At 47.9% G+C, this 280-nt stretch carries 2 tRNA genes; both read left to right on the top strand.

What is annotated here, in order from left to right:
- Window positions 1-55: 55 nt before the first annotated feature.
- Window positions 56-131: transfer RNA gene (locus tag AB4482_RS22925), tRNA-Gly, on the top strand.
- A 51-nt stretch (window positions 132-182) separates the two neighbouring features.
- A tRNA-Met gene (locus AB4482_RS22920) sits at window positions 183-259 on the top strand.
- The last annotated feature ends 21 nt before the right edge of the window (window positions 260-280 follow it).

The raw sequence follows: 280 nt of genomic DNA, 5'->3' as shown, positions 1-280 counted from the left end.
ATTACAGTTAAGCGCTATCTGTTGCCCAAGGCAGTATGAGCAGCGAATAACTAATGCGATACTAGCTCAGTTGGTAGAGCGCAACCTTGCCAAGGTTGAGGTCATCGGTTCGAACCCGATGTATCGCTCCAAATTCTCTCTTTTTAGAGAACAGAGTCATTAACTTAAATAATGCATTCGGACGCGGGATGGAGCAGTTTGGTAGCTCGTCGGGCTCATAACCCGAAGGTCGTCGGTTCAAATCCGGCTCCCGCAACCACATTACAGTTAAGCGCTATCT

It is taken from the genome of Vibrio sp. 10N.222.55.C7, from assembly GCF_041473335.1.
GTDB classification, from domain to species: Bacteria; Pseudomonadota; Gammaproteobacteria; order Enterobacterales; family Vibrionaceae; genus Vibrio; species Vibrio crassostreae_C.
The sequence above is the reverse complement of the archived record's forward strand: the minus strand, read 5'-3'. Positions and strand labels throughout refer to the sequence as shown.